This window comes from Streptomyces sp. SAI-127 (assembly GCF_029894425.1).
GTDB lineage: Bacteria > Actinomycetota > Actinomycetes > Streptomycetales > Streptomycetaceae > Streptomyces.
The window spans coordinates 3,291,279-3,311,484 of record NZ_JARXYJ010000001.1; the positions used below are offsets into that span (position 1 = coordinate 3,291,279).

The window sequence follows — 20,206 nt, forward strand, 5'->3', positions numbered from 1 at the left end:
ATCACGCCCCAGTCAGCTTCGCGAACTTCTCTTCAAAGGCCGTCTCTTCCTTCGAGCTCAGGGAGCGGAAGGCGTGGGACTTCGCGGCCATGGCCTTGTCGGGGATGATCAGCGGGTTGTTCGCCGCATCCGGGTCGAGCTTCTCCAGCTCGGGCTTCACACCGTCGACCGGAGACACGTAGTTGATGTAGGCGGCGAGCTCGGCGGCCGGCTTCGGCTCGTAGTAGAAGTCGATGAGCCGCTCGGCGTTCGTCTTGTGACGCGCCTTGTTGGGGATCAGCATGTTGTCGGTCGACGTCATGTATCCGCTGTCGGGGATGATGAAGTCGATGTCCGGACTGTCCGCCTTCAGCTGTACGACGTCACCGGCCCAGGCGATACAGGCCGCGAAGTCGCCGCTGGTCAGGTCGGAGGTGTAGTCGTTGCCGGTGAAGCGGCGGATCTGCCCCTTGTCGACGGCCTTCTGGAGCCGTGCGATCGCCGCGTCGTAGTCGTCGGCGGTGAAGTGCGCCGGGTCCTTGCCCATGTCGAGCAGGGTCATGCCGATGCTGTCGCGCATCTCCGACAGGAAGCCGACGCGCCCCTTGAGCTTGGCGTTGTCGAGCAGGTCGGAGACCGACTTCACCTCCACGCCGTCCAGGGCCTTCTTGTTGTAGGCGATGACGGTCGAGATGCCCTGCCACACATAGCTGTAGGCCCGACCGGGGTCCCAGTCCGGGTCACGGAACTGCGCGGACAGATTGGCGTACGCGTGCGGGAGGTTGGAGGCGTCCAGTTTCTGGACCCACCCGAGCCGGATGAGCCGGGCGGCAAGCCAGTCCGTGAGGACGATGATGTCGCGCCCGGTGTCCTGACCGGCGGCCAGCTGCGGCTTGATCTTCCCGAAGAACTCGACGTTGTCGTTGATGTCCTCGGTGTACTTCACCGAGATGCCGGTCCGTTTCCTGAACTGGTCGAGCGTGGGGTGGTGCTTCTCGCTCTCGTCCACGTCGATGTACTCGGTCCAGTTGGAGAAGTTGACGACCTTCTCCTTGGCGGAGTGGTCCTCCGCGGAGACACCGCCCTTGGTGTTGCCGGCCGCGGGGATGCCGCAGGCGCTCAGCGCCCCGAGGCCGCCGACCGTGAGCGCGCCGCCCGCGGAGGCACGCAACAGGGACCGCCGGGTCATGGCGGCCCGGCCGCTTCGGAAGCTGCGCCGCATGGCGGCCACTTGGGCCGGGGACAGGCGGTCGGGCTCGTACTGCTCCATGCGCTGGTGCCCTTTCGGGAAAGTGGGCGGCCGCGGGTCAGGCGGCCTGAGTTCGGCTATCGGTCCCCGAAGATCGTGCGGTGCCAGTCCTTCGCCGCCACCGCCGTGTTGTCGAACATGACGTGTTTGATCTGGGTGTACTCCTCGAACGAGTACGAGGACATGTCCTTGCCGAAGCCGGACGCCTTGTACCCGCCGTGCGGCATCTCGCTGATGATCGGGATGTGGTCGTTGACCCACACACACCCGGCCTTGATCTCACGGGTGGCCCGGTTCGCCCGGTAGACGTCCCGGCTCCAGGCGGAGGCGGCGAGCCCGTAGGGGGTGTCGTTGGCGAGCCGGATGCCTTCGTCGTCGCTGTCGAACGGCAGGACGACAAGAACGGGTCCGAAGATCTCGGACTGGACGATCTCGCTGTCCTGGGCGGCGTCGGCGACGAGTGTGGGCCTGTAGTACGCCCCCTTGGCGAGCTCCCCCTCGGGCACCTCGCCACCGGTCACCACGCGCGCGTAGGCACGCGCACGGTCGACGAACCCGGCGACCCGGTCCCGCTGGACGTGCGAGATGAGCGGCCCGAGATCGGTGCCGGCGGCGAACGGGTCCCCGAGCCGGACGGTCTCCATGAGCGCGGCGGTCTTCTCGACGAAGGCGTCGTACAGCGGCCGCTGCACGTACGCGCGCGTGGCGGCCGTACAGTCCTGCCCGGTGTTGATGAGCGCGCCCGCGACGGCTCCGTTGACGGCGGCTTCCAGGTCGGCGTCGTCGAAGACGACGAAGGGAGCCTTGCCGCCGAGCTCCAGGTGCAGCCGCTTGACGGTGGCGGTGGCGATCTCGGCCACGCGCCTGCCCACGGCCGTCGACCCGGTGAACGAGGTCATGGCCACGTCGGGATGGCCGACCAGACGCTCCCCGGCCTCTTTCCCGGTCCCCGTGACGATGTTGATGACACCGTCGGGAATGCCCGCCCGGGTGGCGGCCTGGGCGAAGAGCAGCGAGGTGAGCGGGGTGATCTCGGCGGGCTTGAGCACGATCGTGTTGCCCGCGGCGATCGCCGGAAGGATCTTCCAGGCGGCCATCTGAAGGGGATAGTTCCAGGGCGCGATGGACCCCACGACACCGATGGGCTCGCGCCTGACGTACGACGTGTGGTCACCGGAGTACTCCCCGGCGGACTGTCCCTGCAGATGCCGGGCGGCACCGGCGAAGAAGGCGGTGTTGTCGATCGTGCCCGGGACGTCGAACTCCCGGGTCAGCTTCAGCGGCTTCCCGCACTGGAGCGACTCCGCCCGGGCGAAGTCCTCGGCGCACTCGGCGAGCACGGCGGCGAACCGGTGCAGGGCGTCGGACCGCTCACCGGGGGTGAGGGCCGCCCAGCCAGGGAAGGCAGCGCGAGCCGCGGCGACGGCGGCGTCCACATCCTCGACGCCTGCAAGCTCGTAGGTGAAGACCTCTTCCCCACTCGCGGGATCCACGACCGCGTGCGTACGACCGGAGGTCCCCGTGGTGAGGCGCCCCCCGATGAACTGCGCGCCTTCGGCGAACCGCTCCTGGGCCGCGAACCGGTCCGGGGTGGCACTGCCCGGCTTGTGCATGTCGCTCTCCTCCGCCGTCACCCCACGACTTCCGCGGGTGGGTGGCGTAGCTCCAGCTCGATTTGAGTGCCGATCCTGACAGAGCAATGCCACTCCTACAAGGGATTCCGTTGTTGCCTTTCGGTTACGCGACGGAATCTGTCGACCAGGTGTCGAGTGGTCCTCGAAAAGAAAGGACGGAGTGTCAGTGGCAGCTGCCAGACTCGGGTGTATGGGGAAGATCACGGGGACGATCGATTCGCAGGATGCCCTGGTCAAGCTGGTCCGGGCCGGAGCGAAGATCAAGTACCTGCACTTCTGGGGACACCGCCCGCGTCCGGACGGCCGGGCCGGCGCGAGCTGTCTGAGCCAGTGGTGGCCGTCACCGTTCGTGGTGGACGGAGTGACCTATGCGACCGCCGAGCACTGGATGATGGCGGGCAAGGCGCGCCTTTTCGAAGATCAGGAGGCCGAGCGCCGCATCCTGGCGGCCGGATCCCCGGCTCAGGCCAAGAACGTGGGCCGGCTGGTCCGTCGTTTCGACGAGCAGACCTGGCTGCGCGAGCGCTTCGGGATCGTCGTCGAGGGCAGCGTCCACAAGTTCGCGGCGCACGCGGACCTTCGGGAGTTCCTCCTGAACACCGGCGACCGGGTTCTGGTGGAGGCCAGCCCGATGGACCGGGTCTGGGGCATCGGCCTCGCGGCGGACGACGAGGCGGCGGGCGACCCGGAGCGCTGGCGAGGCCCGAACCTCCTGGGCTTCGCGCTGATGGAGGCGCGACACCGCCTCAGAAACGCCTGAAGGGGACCACCGAATCCGGTGATCCCCTCCCTGTCCCTTTTCGGGTCGCTACGCCACCGAGGCGGAGGCCGCCACGACGGCGAGGGAGCCGTCGTAGTAGTCGGAGTCGTCCTCCGAGTTGATGGCGGCGGTGATGCCGATGGCGAGCAGCACGATCACGGCGACGCCGAGGATCGTCCCGATGATCCCCATGATGAATCCGGCCTGTGCCTGACCGTGGTTGGTGGCCTCGCCCCGCTCGGCCCTCTTCCGTCCCTTGATCCCGAAGACGATGGCGAGGACGCCGAGCACCAGCGAGAGGATGCCGTACATGCAGAACAGCGCGCAGGACAGGATGCCCAGCACCATCGCCGCGACCCCCATACCGTTCTGCGGGGGCATCGGCGGGGCGGGCCAACCGCCGTACCCCTGCGGGTAGTTGGGGTAGCCGTAGCCGACGGGGGCGCCGGGGCCCTCGGGCCCGATGGGCGGCGGCGGCACGGAGGCGGGCCCGCCGGGTATACCGGGTCCGGGCACGCCCTGTTCCTGGCCGGGGTAGCCGTAACCGGGAGTGGGGGCGGGTCCCGCGGCTCCGGGAGGCGGAAAGCCGTAGCCGTCGTTCGGCACGGACGTCACGGTGGGCTGATCATGCACGGGCGGCGACGGCGGCTGACCAGCACCGGGCGACGGACTCTTCTCCAGCGAAGGCCCACTCTCCGGCGGCGCCCACGGGTCCCGACTGTCCCCGCTCGACTGCGTTCCGTCCGTCATGCTCACGTCCCCCTAGATCGTTCGTGCGGCCATGTTACGGCAGGCGGTGCGGGGTCTTGGTGGGTGCGCTGTGCGGGGCTGGACCGGGCGCCTACGGGGGTGCCGGGTCAGGTTGTTGCGCGTCTGCGGGCCGGTGGGGGCTGGTCGCGCAGTTCCCCGCGGGCAGCTGCGCTGGGCTTGGGCGGGGCGCCTAGGGGGGTGCCGGGTCGGGTTGTCGGGCGGGTGCGGGTGAGTGGGGGCTGGTCGCGCAGTTCCCCGCGGGCAGCTGCGCTGGGCTTGGGCGGGGCGCCTAGGGGGGTGCCGGCTCGGTTGTCGGGCGGGTGCGGGCCGGTGGGGGCTGGTCGCGCAGTTCCCCGCGCCCCTGGGGAGTTGCAGTCACCCGCACCACGACGGACCGATCCCCACCTCACGCGCCACAACGGACCGTTCGCTGCCTGGCCCGCCACGACGGACCGTTCGCCGCACCGCGCACCCCGACGGACCGTTCGCCGCACCGCGCACCCCGACGGGCCGTTCGCCGCGTACGGCGCGAAGGGGACGGGGTGGGGGGTGTCCGCCCGCAGCGGCCGGCGTCCGTTGCCCAGTACTGCGCAATCGACAGCAACCGCCGGACCGAGGACGGATACCCCCCACCCCGGCCCCGACCCACCCACCGAACCGCACGCGCTACACCCGCCCCCACCGAAGCCGAAACGGGCCGCCGCAGGCATCAGGGGCGCGGGGAACTGCGCACAACGCCCGCCCCCACCGAACCCGCAGCAAACCCGCCCAACCGCCGGAGGCACCCGCACCCCGCCTAACATGTTCCGCATCGATCAGCCGATCACCGCGCCCGCCGCACCACCCCACCGTGCCAGGCGGCGCCCAGCAAGGGGAGGCCCCCATGACGACGACCGACCACCTGCACGCCTTCATCGCCGACCTGCCCAAGGCCGAACTCCATGTGCACCACGTCGGATCAGCCTCCCCCCGCATCGTCTCCGCACTGGCCGCCCGCCACCCCGACTCCAAGGTCCCCACGGACCCCGAGGCGCTCGTCGACTACTTCACCTTCACGGACTTCGCCCACTTCATCGACGTGTACCTGAGCGTCGTCGACCTGATCCGCACCCCCGAGGACGTACGACTCCTCACCTACGAGGTCGCCCGGGACCTCGCCCGCCAGCAGGTCCGCTACGCCGAGCTCACGATCACGCCGTTCTCCTCGACCCGCCGCGGCATCGACGAGCGCGCGTTCATGGAGGCCATAGAGGACGCCCGCAAGGCGGCGGAGTCCGAGTTCGGCACGGTTCTGCGCTGGTGCTTCGACATCCCCGGCGAGGCCGGCCTGGAGGCCGCCGAGGAGACGACCCGCCTCGCCACCGACGACCGCCTCCGCCCGGAGGGCCTCGTGAGCTTCGGCCTCGGCGGTCCCGAGATCGGCGTACCCCGCCCCCAGTTCAAGCCGTACTTCGACCGCGCGATCGCCGCGGGCCTCCACTCGGTCCCGCACGCCGGCGAGACCACCGGCCCGGAGACGGTGTGGGACGCCCTCACCCACCTCCGCGCCGAACGCATCGGCCACGGCACGAGCTCCTTCCAGGACCCGGCGCTCCTCACCCACCTCGCCGAACACCGCATCCCGCTGGAGGTGTGCCCCACCTCCAACATCGCGACCCGAGCCGTCCGCACCCTCGACGAGCACCCCATAAAGGAGTTCGTGAAGGCGGGCATCGTCGTCACGATCAACTCCGACGACCCCCCGATGTTCGGCACCGACCTGAACGGCGAGTACGCGGTGGCGGCAAGGCTCCTGAACCTCGACGAGCAGGGTCTCGCCGGGCTCGCGAAGAACGCGGTGGACGTGTCGTTCCTCGACGAGCCCGGCAAGGCGAGGATCAAGGACGAGATCGACAGCTACACCGCCACCTGGCTCGCGCCGTGACCCCGCGACCGCCGGCCCGCTGACCCCACCACAATGGGCGTATGCAGAAGCTGACGGCCGTGGCACACCGCGGCGACCCCTACCACGTCCGTGAGAACACGATCGACTCCCTGCGTGCCGCGCTCGACCGGGGCGCGGACGCGGTGGAGATCGACGTACGGCTCACCAGGGACGGCGTACCGGTGCTGCTGCACGACGAGACGCTGAAGCGACTGTGGGAGCACGACCGCCCCCTCCTCGCCCTGTCGGCGGACGAGGTACGAGGGCTGACGGACGGCAGGGTGCCGACGCTCGCGGAGGCCCTCCGGGCCACGGAGGGCCACCGCCTGATGCTCGACCTGCCCGGCACGAGAGAGGTACGGGTCGCCCGCCGCGTCGTCGACGTGGTCCGCGAGTGCGGAGCCCAGGACCGCGTCTACTACTGCGCCGACGCCACCGCCATGCTCGCCGTACGCGCGGCCGACCCGTCCGCGGAGATCGCGCTCACCTGGACGACCCTCGCGCCCCCGCGTCCCACCCTCCTGGACGCGGTGCGGCCCCGCTGGCTCAACTACCGTTTCGGCCTGATCGACCGCGGCCTCGCCGACCGTATCCACGCCGACGGCTATCTGATCTCCGTCTGGACCCCCGACACCCGCCGCTCGATGCGCCGCCTGGCCGACGTCGGCGTCGACTCGATCACGACGAACCGGGTGGACGTGCTCTGCGCACTGAGAGCACGGGCGAACGGGAGTCAGGCGGACACCTACGGCTCCGACACCCGGGACTCCTGAGGGACGGTCGCCGCGTCGGCGGGAGTCGAGCGGGTGACGTACTGCGGCACGGGGGTGTCGTCCTTGCCGGTGTCGCGGACCAGGCCGTAGCGCTTGACGCCCTGGTCGGGGCCGGTGGTGATGTCCTTCTCCGCCGCGTCCCAGCTGGACGGGAAGACGCTGAGACCGTAGTCGGCGCCGCGTTCGTTGACCGTGAGGGTGACGCTGCCGTCGAGGTAGAAGTACTCGTTCTGCCACATCTGCTGGGTGCCGGCGGGCAGGACGGCGTAGCCGACGGTGGAGTTGCCCATGCCGGTGGCGGTGCTGTCGGTCGCGCTGACGGGGTCGTCCATACGGCGGCCGCCGCCCGAGGCGACGTGGAAGAGCTCGCCCCTCAGGCCGGTCCAGGACGGCATGACCAGGCCGCCGGCCCGGTACTGCGGGGAGATCTGCCAGCGGACGAGGACATAGCCCTTGCCGGTGAGCGTGACGCTGTCCCCGCGGTGGTTCATGACGGCGTGCGCGCCGCCGGTGCTGGTGACGCCGGTCTCGGGCCGGTGCGGCAGGGCGGCGGGAGGGGTGTCGGGGTCCGGAGCCCGGTCGACGGCGTCGACGACGCTGCCGTAGAGGACGGTCTTCGCGGGTGTCGCCGACGGGGAAGGCGAAGGGGAGACCGGCGGGGTGTCCGCCACGGGTGGCGGCCGATGTGTGCTCGCCGCCGTGGGCGAGACCGCCACTTTCGGCGGCGGGGCGTCCGGGGTCTGTGTGACGACGTACGCCCCGCCCGCGACGATCGTCGCCCCCGCGGTGGCCGCGATGACGGGCTGAGTGAGGGCGCTCAGCACCTTGGCGGACCAGCTGGCGGACGCGACCGTGACGGTGGCGGCCGCGGCCGTCTTGCCGCCGAGGGCCAGCGAGAGGGTGAATCCGACCGGGAGCGGCACCAGCGCGATCCCGACGAGCAGCCGTTCCGGCGGTACGACGGCGACGGACTCGCGGGTGTCTCCGCAGTAGCCGCAGCCGCGGATGTGCCGGGCCAGCCGCTTGCGCCAGACCGAGTCGGGGCGGCCGTTCCAGCGGGCGGTCAGTTCGCGCAGGTCGGGGCAGGCTCCGTCGAGGGCGCGGACGATGCCCCGGGAGGTCTCCAGGCGCTCCTTCATCCGCTGGACGCGTACGGCGGCGTGCTGCCTGCTGATGCCGACGGCGGCGGCCAGTTCCCGTCGGGTGAGCTCGCCGGCGACCTCCAGCCACCACAGCGAGAGCAGTTGCCGGTCCTCGTCGTCGAGCCAGCGCACCGCCTCCGCGACCTCGCGCCGCTGCCCCTCCAACTGGAGCCGCAGGACGGTCAGTTCGGCGAAGTCGGCGGCTCCGCCCGTGGCCGACTCGTCCAGCGGCGCGGGGGTCCTGCGGCGGGCCCGGTCCCGTATCTGCCGCATGGCGATGGCGACCAGCCAGGACCGGAAGCTGTCCGGATCGCGGAGGCTGCCGAGGTTGTCGACGGCCCGCAGCATGGTCTCCTGGACGACGTCGTCGACATCGGCGTGGCCGTTCAGGGCGCGGCCGACGATGTTGTACACCAGCGGCAGCCAGCCTTCGACGAGCTCGTCCAGCGCCCGCCGGTCGCCGTCCTGCGCCGCCGCGATGATGTCGCGCCACTGCCGCGTGTCCACGTCGCCCTTTCCGGCCGGTGCCCCTTCGTGCGTGGAGACGGAGTGAAGGACTCCGCGATAACACTTTTCCGCCCCCTAAGGGGCCTCCCCAACAACTCCCCTAAAAAGGGCGGGAGTTACTCAGAGTTCCACCAGGGGACGAGCCCTCCTCACCGACGATCCCGTCACCTCGACAGCACCGCAGGATGATCACACACATCCCACACCCCCAGGAGCCGACTCGTGCGTGACCTTCGTCGCAGAAGCATCCTCGCCGGCGCTCTCGCCGTGCCCCTGACCGCCGGACTGCCGACCTCGTCGGCGACCGCGCACAGCGCCTGCGCACCGGACGGCAAGGCGCTGCGCGCGGCGCTCGCGGGCCTCCCCGACGCGGACGCCACCGCGGCCCTGGTCCGGGTCGGTGGCACCGGCGGGGACTGGCGCGGCAGCTCGGGCGTGCACGACCTGGTCAGCGGGCGGCCCGCCGATCCGGGCGCGCGGTTCCGGGCCGGTTCCACGACGAAGGTGGTCACGGCGGCGGCCGTACTGCGCCTGGTGGCCGAGGGACGGATCGACCTGAACACACCGGTCCAGCGCTACCTGCCCGGCCTCCTCGGCTCGCGGTTCCGGCCGGTCACCGTACGGCACCTGCTCAACCACACCAGCGGCATCCCGGCGGGCGACGGTCTCGGCACCACCTTCGAGGAGGTGTACGCCCACCGCTTCGACACGCTCACCCCTCAGCGGGTCGCCGCGTCCGCGGGCGCGAAGCAGCCGGAGTTCTGCCCGGGGAAGCAGCAGCACTACCTCAACATCAACTACACGTTCCTCGGCCTGCTGATCGAGAGGGTGACCGGGCGGCCGTACGCCGCCGAGGCCGCCCGGCTGGTGCTGGCGCCGGCCGGGATGCGGGACACGTACTTCCCGGGCACCGACCCGCGCATCATCGGCCCGCACAACCGGGGCTACCAGGCGGTGCGGAGGGCCGACGGGACGACGGAGTTCGTGGACGTCACGGAGTGGAACCAGGCGGACCGGTTCGCGGCCGGGGACATGATCTCCACGACCGCGGACCTGGAGCGGCTGCTCACCTGCCTCTTCCGGGGCCGGATCGTCGAGCGGCCGCAGCTGAAGGAGGTGTTCTCGGTCCCGTCGGGCATCACCGGCGCGAGTTACAGCGCGGGCGGCCTCCAGCGCTTCGAGTCCGACGGGAAGGTCTACTGGGTCAAGTCCGGCGGCCGGTACGGCTACAACTCGGCGATCGCCGCCACCCGCGACCTGAGCCGCACCGTCGTCTACTCGGTCAACTCCACCGACGCGAAGAGCGAGGACGCGAACCCCGTCATCGTCCGGATCATCACGGCCGCACTCAAGTAGCGGGCAGAGCAGAGGCGTTGTGCGTGGGGTCGTACGGAGTGAGCGCCTCCAGCCGCTTGATCCTCTTCCGTACGACGTACAGCGGGAGCACCCCGAACACCCCGAACGCCATGTCAATCACGCTCCACCAGAACGGGATCCCCCGGATCGGTCCGCAGATCAGGGCGAGCGGGACGATGCCGGCGCAGGCGATCATGCCGAACTCGACGACCCAGATGTTGCGGACCGGGTCGCGGTAGGGGCCGTAGAAGGCGACGGCGATCACCAGGTGGGCGAAGGCCAGCCAGTCCGTGCCGTAGAGGAGGAAGGGGTAGTCGGAGTCGGCGGTGTCGAGCCCGCGCCGGACGCGAGTGATCCAGTCCGTCAGGGCGTCCGGCGCGGGAAGGTGCCGCAGCACTTCCTCGGTCCAGCGCAGTTCGTGGACCAGCGGGAAGGCGGTGGCACCGCTGAGCACCAGGCAGACGACGAAGAAGACCAGCCATGCGCGGATGCCCCTGAGTTGGGCGGCTCTGTCGCTCATGGCAGAAGCGTACGCCTGGAATTGAACATGTTCAAAAGGCTGGTCAGGGCGCGGCGGTCTCCGCCAGCTTCTGGAACTCGCCGAGGTCGTAGTTGGCGAGTGCGGAGTCGAGGTTCGTCAGCGCGCCGAGGTGCTCGACGAACCCCTTCGGGTCGTACTCGATCTGCAGCGTCACCCGGCTCGTGGTGTCACTGAGCCGGTGGAAGGTGACCACGCCCGCGTGGTGAACCCCCTCCACCGTGTGCCAGGCGATGCGGTCCTCGGCAATGACCTCGGTGAGCTCGGCGACGAAGTTCTTGTCGGCGCCGGGCAGTTGCAGCTGCCAGGCGAAACGACGTTCGTCCAGCCGCTCCACCAGGCGTACGTGGCTCAGAAAGGTCGGCCACCGGGTCACATCGCTCCACAGGGCCCATGCGACAGCGACGGGAGCCTCGATATCGACCGTTTCCACGAGGGACGCGGACATGCGGTACCTCTCCTTCCGACCGGCCGGAGGCCGACTCGACGGTTACGGTGCGAAGCGGATACCCCCACCGGGCCGGCACACACGGTCCGGCCCAGAGCCTCACCCCGTCCGCCTCCTCCCGCAGAGGCCCGATTCACCCGTCCTCGCCAAGACCGGGGCCCGCGACCGCGTCCAGGCCGTGATCACGGCGTACGACACCGGGGCCGGGCCAAGCCGTAGCCCGGCGTGCCAGAAATCCCGTCGGAGCGGACGGGGATCGCGCGGGACGTCACGTCGAAGGAGCGGGTGGAGTACGCGAAGCGGTGGCACACGAACGCGGGGTTGTGACCGCGGTCGGATGCGGTGGCGCCCCGACTGGTACTGCGGGACGTTCGGCGGGATCGCCCGGTCCACGAACCGCACGCACCGCGGGACCGATCTTGCCGAAGAACTCGTCGTCGTCGGACAGGCCGGTCCGCGTCCGGAAGGCACCCGGCGCCGGCCGCTTCAGTTCGCCCAGGTCAGCCGCGGGCCGGTGGCGGAGTCATCGGTGACGGCCCGGTCGCTCGCGGCGCACCCGGCGAGACCGCCCAGCACCGCCCGCCGCCGACCGCGCGCAGCGGAGTCCTACAGGGGCCGACAATCGACGCGGCGTCGAGCGGAGCAGGGCGCGCGGTGCGGCGGACACCCCGTCGAGCGGACATCTGCCGAGCGGATGCCACCGCCCCCACCACCGGCGCGGGCCGCGCACGAAAAGGCAGACCCCGTAGCCGGATCAGCCCCGGGGCCCCAACTCGCCTCAGGGGCGGGTGAAACCACACGCCCCTGCTCCAGCGGAACTACGCGTCCAGCGACGTCATGACGTGCTTGATCCGCGTGTAGTCGTCGAAGCCGTAGCCCGAGAGGTCCTTGCCGTAGCCGGACTTCTTGAAGCCGCCATGAGGCATCTCGGCGACCAGCGGAATGTGCGTGTTGATCCACACGCACCCGAAGTCCAGCTTCTTCGACATCCGCATCGCGCGGCCGTGGTCCTTGGTCCACACCGAGGAGGCGAGCGCGTACTCGACCCCGTTGGCCCACGACACGGCCTGCTCCTCGTCCGAGAAGGACTGGACCGTGATGACCGGTCCGAAGACCTCCTTCTGGATGATCTCGTCGTCCTGCTTCAGCCCGGACACGACGGTCGGCGCGTAGAAGTACCCCTTCTCGCCGACCTGGTGACCGCCGGACTCGACCTTGGCGTGCGCGGGCAGCCGCTCGATGAAGCCCGAGACCTGCTTGAGCTGGTTCGGGTTGTTGAGCGGCCCGTACAGCACGTCCTCGTCGTCCGGCTGTCCGGTCTTCGTGTCGGCCGCGGCCTTCGCCAGCGCCGCGACGAACTCGTCGTGGATCGAGGACTGCACCAGCACCCGCGTGGCCGCCGTACAGTCCTGCCCGGCGTTGAAGAAGCCCGCCACCGAGATGTCCTCGACGGCCTTCGCGATGTCCGTGTCCTCGAAGACGACGACCGGGGCCTTGCCGCCCAGCTCCAGGTGCACCCGCTTCAGGTCCCTGGACGCGGACTCGGCCACGGACATCCCCGCCCGCACCGACCCCGTGATGGACGCCATCGCAGGCGTCGGGTGCTCGACCATCAGCCGCCCGGTGTCCCGGTCACCGGTGATGACGTTGAAGACGCCCTTCGGCAGGATCCCGCCGATGATCTCCGCGATCAGCACGGTCGACGCAGGCGTCGTGTCCGACGGCTTCAGCACCACGGTGTTGCCCGCCGCGATCGCCGGCGCGAACTTCCACACGGCCATCATCATCGGGTAGTTCCACGGCGCCACCTGCGCGCAGACCCCGACCGGCTCGCGCCGCACGATGGAGGTCAGCCCCTCCATGTACTCGCCGGCCGACCGCCCCTCCAGCATCCGCGCCGCGCCGGCGAAGAAGCGGATCTGGTCGACCATCGGCGGGATCTCCTCGGACCGCGTGAGCCCGATCGGCTTGCCGGTGTTCTCCACCTCGGCCGCGATGAGCTCCTCGGCCCGCTCCTCGAACGCGTCCGCGATCTTCAGGAGGGCCTTCTGCCGCTCGGCGGGGGTGACGTCACGCCAGCCCGGGAAGGCGGCGGCAGCGGCGGCCATCGCCGCGTCCACGTCCGCCTGCCCGGACAGCGGAGCGGTCGCGTACGCCTCACCGGTCGCGGGGTTGACCACCTCGGTGGTGCGCCCGTCGGCGGCGTCCCGGAACTCACCGTCGATGTAGTTGCGCAGACGACGCAGCTCGGTGCTCACTGCCGGCCTCCTGGGGGGTTGAAACTGTCCACTCACTGAGACACCCACCCTAATCGTCAGGCCCACGTTTTCAACACCCCCGATTGCGCCAAGGCTGCGAAATCCGTAGGTCTCAGTCACGTAAACAACGAATTTCATCGCCCCGACCTTGCGGAAGTGACGAGACCTCGTGCACAGTGACGTCGTGGCCAGTCGAAGCGCAGACCCCAAGGACTCCCGCGAGTCCAGGAGCGAGTCCAGGAACGGCGCCGGCCCGAATCTGGACGCCGTCTCCCTCGCCATCATCGAGCAGCTCCAGGAGGACGGCCGCCGTCCGTACGCCGCGATCGGCAAGGCCGTGGGCCTGTCGGAGGCGGCCGTGCGCCAGCGCGTCCAGAAGCTGCTCGACCAGGGCGTGATGCAGATCGTCGCCGTCACGGACCCGCTCACCGTGGGCTTCCGGCGCCAGGCGATGGTCGGCATTCATGTCGAGGGCGACGTGGAGTCCGTGGCCGACGCGCTGAGCGCCATGTCCGAATGCGAGTACGTGGTGATGACCGCCGGCTCCTTCGACCTGATGGTGGAGATCGTCTGCGAGGACGACGACCACCTCCTGGAGGTCATCAACCGCCGCATCCGGGCCATCCCCGGAGTGCGCTCCACCGAGAGCTTCGTCTATCTGAAGCTCAAGAAGCAGACCTACATGTGGGGAACCCGATAACCGTGAGGACCCGATAACCGTGAGCTCCAAGGACCTCAGCCGCACCGCGTACGACCACCTGTGGATGCACTTCACCCGCATGTCCTCGTACGAGAACTCCCCGGTCCCGACCATCGTCCGGGGCGAGGGCACCTACATCTACGACGACAAGGGCAAGCGCTACCTCGACGGTCTCGCGGGCCTGTTCGTGGTCCAGGCCGGTCACGGCCGCACGGAACTCGCCGAGGCCGCCTTCAAGCAGGCGCAGGACCTGGCGTTCTTCCCGGTGTGGTCCTACGCGCACCCGAAGGCCGTCGAGCTCGCGGAGCGCCTCGCGCAGCACGCGCCCGGCGACCTGAACAAGGTTTTCTTCACCACCGGCGGCGGCGAGGCGGTCGAGACCGCCTGGAAGCTCGCCAAGCAGTACTTCAAGCTCACCGGCAAGCCCACGAAGTACAAGGTCATCTCCCGTGCGGTCGCCTACCACGGCACCCCGCAGGGCGCCCTGTCGATCACCGGTCTGCCGGCTCTGAAGGCCCCCTTCGAGCCGCTGGTCCCGGGCGCCCACAAGGTCCCGAACACCAACATCTACCGCGCCCCGCTCTTCGCCGACGACCCCGAGGCCTTCGGCCGCTGGGCCGCCGACCAGATCGAGCAGCAGATCCTCTTCGAGGGCCCGGACACGGTCGCCGCGGTCTTCCTGGAACCCGTGCAGAACGCGGGCGGCTGCTTCCCGCCCCCGCCCGGCTACTTCCAGCGCGTCCGCGAGATCTGCGACCAGTACGACGTACTGCTCGTCTCCGACGAGGTCATCTGCGCCTTCGGCCGCCTCGGCACCATGTTCGCCTGCGACAAGTTCGACTACGTCCCGGACATGATCACCTGCGCCAAGGGCATGACCTCGGGCTACTCCCCGATCGGTGCCTGCATCATCTCCGACCGCCTCGCCGAGCCGTTCTACAAGGAGGACAACGTCTTCCTGCACGGCTACACCTTCGGCGGCCACCCGGTCTCCGCCGCCGTCGGCCTCGCCAACCTCGACCTGTTCGAGCGCGAGAACCTCAACCAGCACGTCCTCGACAACGAGAGCGCGTTCCGCTCGACCCTGGAGAAGCTGCACGACCTGCCGATCGTCGGCGACGTCCGCGGCAACGGCTTCTTCTACGGCATCGAGCTGGTCAAGGACAAGGCGACGAAGGAGTCCTTCAACGACGAGGAGACCGAGCGCGTCCTGTACGGCTTCCTCTCCAAGGCCCTCTACGACAACGGCCTGTACTGCCGTGCCGACGACCGTGGCGACCCGGTCGTCCAGCTCGCCCCGCCGCTGATCTCCGACCAGGGGACCTTCGACGAGATCGAGCAGATCCTGCGCGCGACCCTCACCGAGGCCTGGACGAAGCTCTAGCCCCCGGCGATCCAGCGGCCCGTACGGCCCGGCGTGCGCCCGTCCGAGTGACAGGCGTGCACGCCGGGCCGTGTGCTGTACGGCGTCCCGCCCCCGCCTCCTTAGCGTGCCTGGTAACCGATCGGCCCTGCTTTCGTTCCCCCGCTCGGGGGATTGCAAGGCACAACGGACCAGAACGAGGTGTACGCCCATGGAGGCCCCGCCGGACAACGACGTGCTCTGGGCACGCTCCCTGCACTTCACCCACCGCGACGGCTCACCGGCGCTGCAGGGCGTCTCCCTCGGCGTGCGCGTGGGTGAGATCCTCGCCGTGAGCGGCCCACGCGGCAGCGGCAAGACCGCACTGCTCAGATGTCTGGCGGGACTCACCCCGGCCCAGCGCGGCGAGGTCTGGTTCAACAGCGTGCCCGTGCACACGATGGGCCCGATGACCCGCGAGCGCCTGCGCCGCGACCGCTTCGGCTGGATCGACCCGGCCCCCACGCTGGTCCCGGAGCTCAACGCCTGGGAGAACGTCGCCCTCCCCCTCATGCTGCGCGGCACCGGCCGCAGGCGCGCCAGGACGGCCGCCCTGGAGTGGCTGGAGCGCCTCGACGTCGGCGACCGGACCCACAGCCGCCCGCACGAGCTGACCCAGTCCGAACGCCAGCGCGTCTGCATCGCCCGCGCCCTGGCCCCGGCCCCGTCCGTCCTGTTCGCGGACGAACCGACGGCTCCCCTGTACCGGGCGGACCGCGCGCACGTCCTGCGGACGCTCACGACGGCCGCCCGCTCCCACGGCATCACCGTGGTCCTCGCGACGCATGACACCGACACCGCAGCCCTGGCGGACCGAACGGTCACCCTCCTGGACGGACGCCGGGTGAACACCGTGCACCTGCCCCCGATGGCCGACTCGGAAGGCCGTACCGCGTGCTCGCTCTCCGTCTGACCCGCGGCGCCCGTCCCGCCGTACAGCTGCGCCGCCTCCTGGTGGCACTCGCCTCGGCGGGCACGGGCTTCCTCCTGCTGTGCGCCCTCGGCCACGCGATCAGTCACCCCGGGGACCCGTCCGGCGCCCTGCTGCGCCTGGCCTGGTGCCTGACGCCCCTGGCGGCGACGGTCCACTTCGCCCTGGCGGTCGCCCGCACCGACCCGGGCACCCGCCCCCGCCCCGGCCTCGCGGCCATCGGCCTGGGCCCGACCCGGCTGATGGCCGTATCGGCCACGACAACGGCCCTGTCCTGCACCCTCGGCTCCGTGCTGGCCCTGCTCTTCTTCCTCCACCTCCGGGGGGACCTGACAGGCCTGCCCTTCGACGGAGCGGCGGCGGACTTCCTGGCAGCGGACGCCCCGCTCCCGCTGCCGGCCGCCCTGACCCTGCTGGGTCTGGTCCCGGCGATCGCGTCGGCCACGGTGGGATGCGTCCTGCGGCCACGGGACGACAGGCCGGCCTCGGCGAGGAGGGAGGCCCGGTCGTACGGCCGCTTCGGCGCGTACGGCAGGACGGCAGCCAGGGAGACGTTCGGCTCCTACGGCCGTTTCAAGGCTCGGTCCGCCGGGGCGGCTCCCGACCCCGCACGAGGGCGCACCCCGCATGCGCGGGCCGGTGAAAGCACCCCGACAGCGCCTCCCGCCGCGGACGACCAGACCGGGGACCTCGGCCGGGAAGCCCTGCCCACTCCCCGAGAGGCCCCCAAGGGCCTCCCCTGGGGCATCGCCGTGCTCGCCGCAGGGCTGGCGGTGGAGGCCTACGCCAACCGGCAGGGGACCGCCCCCGCCGCTCCCCTCCCCGGCGGCCTGGCAGGCACCCCCTCCGTTCTCATCGGCTGGCTCCTGACCGCCGTAGGCCTGGCGGTCGCCGGTCCCGGTCTCACCCACCTCTGCGGCCGTCTCCTCCAGTCCACCCACCCCGGCGCCCTGCGCCTCCTCGCCGGCAGGGTCCTCATGTCGGAGGCCGCCCGCATCGGCCGCCCCCTGGGCATCGTCTGCGCGGTGACGTCCGGCATCTACGCCATGGCCACGCTGTACGACCCGGCAGGCCCCGACGTGGGCCCCCTGACCACCCTCGGCCTGCTCCTGGTGGCGAGCTGCACGATCGCGACGCTCCTCACCGCCGCCGTGGAGGCCAAGCAGGCGAGGTCGGACACCACGGCCGCGTTGCTCCGCCTGGGCGCCCCGGCGACCATGCTCCGCAGCGCGGCGGCCCTCCGCGCCGGCGCCCTGCTGGCCCTCTTCGGCCCGCTCACCCTGGTCGTGGCCGAGCTGGCGGCCCTGCCCCTGACCTCCTGAGAAAAAAAGTCACGGCCGCCGATGAGTTCCGCCGCACCCACCCGTCTACCCACCGAACAGCACGCACCCGATGGGAGAGACTCCGATGACCACACCGGCGTACCAGCAGATGATCTTCGTCAACCTGCCCGTGAACGACCTCGACGCCTCGAAGAAGTTCTACACGGAGCTCGGCTACACGCTCAACGAACAGTTCAGCGACGACAAAGCGGCCTCCGTCGTGATCAGCGAGACCATCGTCGCAATGCTGCTCACGAAGCCGTTCTACGCGACCTTCACCAAGAAGGAGATCGCGGACGCGACGAAGACCAGCCAGGTGCTGCTCTGTCTGAGCGCCGAGAGCCGCGCCAAGGTGGACGAGCTGGTCGAGAAGGCGGTCGCCGCGGGCGGCACGGCCAACGACGACGTCCAGGACCAGGGCTTCATGTACGGCCGTTCCTTCAACGACCTCGACGGCCACGGCTGGGAGGTCGTCTGGATGGACCCGGCGACGATCGAGGGCTGACCCACGGGCCGCAACTCCGCGTGCGAGCATGGGCGGGTGCAGACGAGCCCCGCCCATGCGGCACACCACGACGACCGTGAGATCGAGACGCTGGAGGAGTTCGACGCGGTCGTACCGGCCCGCGGCACTCTCGCCGGTTTCCGGGTCCAGGCAGTCGATCTGACGGACCGGACAAGGGAGTTGCTGGCCACCGACACCGCGGGCGCCGTCTTCCTCGGCTGCCCGATGCGGGAGAACGCCGCGGAGAAGATCCGCGCGGACGGCGCCCTGGTCTTCCCGCCCGTCCCGAACCTGCCCTTCGACCCGTACCGCGGACTGCTCTACTCCCCCGACGAGTTGTTCGACGGGCTGGAGAAGGGATACGAGCAGACCCCCGACGCGCTCGCCTACGCCTGGTTCCAGCGCACCAAGGCCGACGGCGACATATACGCGTCGATGCTGCGCTCCGTCCACGACGACGCCGTCTCCGACGCCCTCGACGAACTCCTGCGCGGCACAAGGGTCGTGGGGGTGATGGGCGGGCACGCGATGGCCCGCGGCACCCGCGAATACGCCGGCGCCGCGCGCCTCGGCCGCGAACTGGCCCGCGCCGGGCTCACCGTGGCCACCGGCGGCGGCCCTGGTGCGATGGAGGCGGCCAACCTCGGCGCCTACGCCGCCCCCTTCGAGGACGCCATGCTCGACGAGGCGTGCGACATCCTCTCCGAGGCACCGTCGTTCACGCCGTCGATCACCGACTGGGCGCGCGCCGCCTTCGAGGTCCGGGCCCGCCGGCCCCGGGGCGGTCCTTCCGTCGGCATCCCGACCTGGTTCTACGGTCACGAGCCGCCGAACGCCTTCGCCTCGCACATCGCCAAGTACTTCGCCAACGCCACCCGCGAGGACGGCCTGCTCGCCCGCTGCACCGCGGGCGTGGTCTTCCTGCCGGGCGCAGCCGGCACCGTGCAGGAGATCTTCGACAACGCGACGCCCAACTACTACGAGTCGCGCGGCGAACCCACGCCGATGGTGCTCGTGAACCGCGCCCACTGGACGGAGAAGCTGCCCACCTGGCCGCTGCTCCAGGCCCTCGCGCGGGAGCGGTCAATGGAGGCCCGAATCGCCCTAGTTGACCGGATCGAGGACGCCGGGGAGGCGCTGAAACGTCTCACACCTTAATAAGCAGGCAAAGTCAACACGTGTAGGGTGCCTGCACGTTGACACTTCTTATGCTGCGCTTATAGACCTGTGAGACTCCTGGGGACGGTGATGTCACATCACCTTCCCTTCAGCCCCCCGCATTTGAGCATCCCGTGAAGGACGAACGTGGCATTTACGCCCATATCCCGCCGCACCGCCCGCGTCTCGCGCTTCCTCGGCGTCGCCGCCGCATCGACCGCGATCGTGCTCGGCGCCTCCGGCAACGCTCTTGCCTGCAACATCAATGAGTTCTCCGCCGAAGCCAAGTGCGACGGCACCAAGGGCGTCATCACCGTCACCGACGTGGACAAGGCCGGCGTCGAGGCGACGGTCTCCGTGTACCTGCAGAGCAACGGCGCCGACGCGAAGAAGGTCGGCGAGCAGAAGGTGAAGGGCTCCAAGGAGGGCACCACCATCACCTTCGAGGAGGACTGGGCGCCCAACGCGGAGTACCGCATCCACGTCGAGGCCCTGCCCTACATCAAGGGCGCGGACATCAAGCCGAACCTGACCACCCCGGCGACCGCCTGCAAGACCGAGGACACGCCGACCCCGACGCCCACGCCCACCCCGTCGGACTCCGCCGGCACTCCGGCCGAGGAATCCCCGACCCCGACCCCGTCGGCCTCGGAGGGCACCACCGCTCCGGCCACCGTCGAGAGCAACGCCCCGTCGCCCGCGGCCGGCGACTCCAACCTCGCCGAGACCGGTGCGAACTCCAACACCGGCCTGATCGCCGGGATCGCGATCGCCCTGGTCGCCATCGGCGGCGGCGCCGTGTTCTTCGGCCTGCGCCGTCGTGGGGCCAGCAGCCGCTGACGACAGTTCGTGGCCCGTCCCGGGTTCGGG

The 20,206-nt window shown here is 70.4% G+C and carries 17 protein-coding genes and 1 pseudogene; 11 read left to right on the forward strand and 7 right to left on the reverse strand.

Annotated elements, in window-relative coordinates; genetic code table 11:
* Position 1: 1 nt before the first annotated feature.
* Both M2157_RS14835 and M2157_RS14840 read right to left on the reverse strand, forming a co-directional pair.
* The gene (locus M2157_RS14835; protein ID WP_280865467.1) at positions 2–1,249 is read right to left on the reverse strand and encodes a spermidine/putrescine ABC transporter substrate-binding protein; all 1,248 of its coding nucleotides are present in this window, start codon (positions 1,247–1,249) and stop codon (positions 2–4) included.
* 56 nt (positions 1,250–1,305) lie between these two features.
* Positions 1,306–2,841: a gamma-aminobutyraldehyde dehydrogenase gene (locus M2157_RS14840; protein WP_280865468.1), complete on the reverse strand. Its 1,536-nt coding sequence runs from the start codon at positions 2,839–2,841 to the stop codon at positions 1,306–1,308.
* Between the two features lie 211 nt (positions 2,842–3,052).
* On the opposite strand from M2157_RS14840, the gene M2157_RS14845 reads away from it, so the two are divergent.
* Positions 3,053–3,622, forward strand: a complete 570-nt coding sequence (locus tag M2157_RS14845) for an NADAR family protein (protein ID WP_280862332.1) — start codon at positions 3,053–3,055, stop codon at positions 3,620–3,622.
* A gap of 48 nt (positions 3,623–3,670) precedes the next feature.
* Here the strand turns inward: M2157_RS14845 and M2157_RS14850 are convergent, their stop codons facing one another.
* Positions 3,671–4,372 (reverse strand): DUF4190 domain-containing protein, encoded by a 702-nt coding sequence (locus M2157_RS14850; protein WP_280862333.1) that lies wholly within the window; start codon positions 4,370–4,372, stop codon positions 3,671–3,673.
* Between the two features lie 801 nt (positions 4,373–5,173).
* On the opposite strand from M2157_RS14850, the pseudogene M2157_RS14855 reads away from it, so the two are divergent.
* Both M2157_RS14855 and M2157_RS14860 read left to right on the forward strand, forming a co-directional pair.
* A pseudogene (locus M2157_RS14855) lies at positions 5,174–6,296 on the forward strand (adenosine deaminase).
* 41 nt (positions 6,297–6,337) lie between these two features.
* Positions 6,338–7,069, forward strand: a complete 732-nt coding sequence (locus M2157_RS14860) for a glycerophosphodiester phosphodiesterase (RefSeq protein ID WP_280865469.1) — start codon at positions 6,338–6,340, stop codon at positions 7,067–7,069.
* On the opposite strand, the gene M2157_RS14865 is transcribed toward M2157_RS14860, so the two are convergent.
* Complete coding sequence (locus M2157_RS14865; RefSeq protein ID WP_280865470.1) at positions 7,042–8,718, reverse strand: sigma-70 family RNA polymerase sigma factor; 1,677 nt, start codon at positions 8,716–8,718, stop codon at positions 7,042–7,044. The genes M2157_RS14860 and M2157_RS14865 overlap by 28 nt on opposite strands.
* 222 nt (positions 8,719–8,940) lie before the next feature.
* Between M2157_RS14865 and M2157_RS14870 the strand changes: the two genes are divergently transcribed.
* Entirely contained in the window at positions 8,941–10,074 is a 1,134-nt protein-coding gene (locus M2157_RS14870) for a serine hydrolase domain-containing protein (protein ID WP_280862337.1), read from the forward strand.
* On the opposite strand, the gene M2157_RS14875 is transcribed toward M2157_RS14870, so the two are convergent.
* From M2157_RS14875 to M2157_RS14885, 3 genes are all read right to left on the reverse strand, one after another.
* Complete coding sequence (locus tag M2157_RS14875) at positions 10,067–10,594, reverse strand: hypothetical protein (protein ID WP_280862338.1); 528 nt, start codon at positions 10,592–10,594, stop codon at positions 10,067–10,069. The genes M2157_RS14870 and M2157_RS14875 overlap by 8 nt on opposite strands.
* A gap of 43 nt (positions 10,595–10,637) precedes the next feature.
* Positions 10,638–11,060, reverse strand: a complete 423-nt coding sequence (locus M2157_RS14880; RefSeq protein ID WP_280862339.1) for an SRPBCC family protein — start codon at positions 11,058–11,060, stop codon at positions 10,638–10,640.
* Positions 11,061–11,878: 818 nt separating this feature from the next.
* Positions 11,879–13,318, reverse strand: a complete 1,440-nt coding sequence (locus M2157_RS14885) for a gamma-aminobutyraldehyde dehydrogenase (RefSeq protein WP_280865471.1) — start codon at positions 13,316–13,318, stop codon at positions 11,879–11,881.
* A 169-nt stretch (positions 13,319–13,487) separates the two neighbouring features.
* Here M2157_RS14885 and M2157_RS14890 point away from each other — a divergent pair, with 169 nt between their 5' ends.
* The 7 genes from M2157_RS14890 (at position 13,488) to M2157_RS14920 (ending at position 20,176) form a co-directional block, all read left to right on the forward strand.
* Positions 13,488–14,018 carry an Lrp/AsnC family transcriptional regulator gene (locus tag M2157_RS14890; RefSeq protein ID WP_280862342.1) on the forward strand — a complete coding sequence of 177 codons (531 nt, stop codon included), beginning with the start codon at positions 13,488–13,490 and terminating at the stop codon, positions 14,016–14,018.
* Between the two features lie 19 nt (positions 14,019–14,037).
* Complete coding sequence (locus M2157_RS14895) at positions 14,038–15,402, forward strand: aspartate aminotransferase family protein (protein ID WP_280865472.1); 1,365 nt, start codon at positions 14,038–14,040, stop codon at positions 15,400–15,402.
* 190 nt (positions 15,403–15,592) lie between these two features.
* Positions 15,593–16,333 carry an ATP-binding cassette domain-containing protein gene (locus M2157_RS14900; protein ID WP_280865473.1) on the forward strand — a complete coding sequence of 247 codons (741 nt, stop codon included), beginning with the start codon at positions 15,593–15,595 and terminating at the stop codon, positions 16,331–16,333.
* Complete coding sequence (locus M2157_RS14905) at positions 16,315–17,673, forward strand: hypothetical protein (protein ID WP_280865474.1); 1,359 nt, start codon at positions 16,315–16,317, stop codon at positions 17,671–17,673. The genes M2157_RS14900 and M2157_RS14905 overlap by 19 nt, the downstream gene beginning before the upstream one ends.
* Positions 17,674–17,758: 85 nt before the next feature.
* Positions 17,759–18,178 (forward strand): VOC family protein, encoded by a 420-nt coding sequence (locus tag M2157_RS14910; protein ID WP_280862346.1) that lies wholly within the window; start codon positions 17,759–17,761, stop codon positions 18,176–18,178.
* Between the two features lie 36 nt (positions 18,179–18,214).
* Positions 18,215–19,336: an LOG family protein gene (locus M2157_RS14915; protein WP_280862347.1), complete on the forward strand. Its 1,122-nt coding sequence runs from the start codon at positions 18,215–18,217 to the stop codon at positions 19,334–19,336.
* A 147-nt stretch (positions 19,337–19,483) separates the two neighbouring features.
* Positions 19,484–20,176, forward strand: coding sequence for an LAETG motif-containing sortase-dependent surface protein (locus M2157_RS14920; protein WP_280862348.1), 693 nt, complete (start codon positions 19,484–19,486; stop codon positions 20,174–20,176).
* The last annotated feature ends 30 nt before the right edge of the window (positions 20,177–20,206 follow it).